1 protein-coding gene is annotated in these 269 nt (G+C 35.3%); it reads right to left on the reverse strand.

Features of this window, described 5'->3' with window-relative positions; translation table 11 throughout:
- Positions 1-269, reverse strand: a 269-nt coding sequence (locus GUI70_RS25730) for a cytochrome c oxidase subunit 3 (protein ID WP_202630604.1), incomplete at both ends; no start/stop codon positions are given.

Raw genomic sequence — 269 nt, forward strand, 5'->3', positions numbered from 1 at the left:
GATACCTAGCGATACGTGACAACCATGCGTTCCTAATAGGATAAAGAAACTAGACCAGTAAGAACCAATTGTTGGGTTAACGCCTTCTGATGCATAGTGTGCGAATTCATAAATTTCGAATCCAACAAAGACTAAACCTAAAAGTAACGTAATGATCATCCAAAACATCATTAACTTTTGTTTTTCTTGGCGCATGTAGTAAATAGCAATACCACATGTGTAAGAACTGAATAATAATGCAAACGTCATTATTAAAACAAGAGGCACTT

Source organism: Deinococcus alpinitundrae (genome assembly GCF_009982895.1).
Lineage (GTDB): Bacteria > Deinococcota > Deinococci > Deinococcales > Deinococcaceae > Deinococcus > Deinococcus alpinitundrae.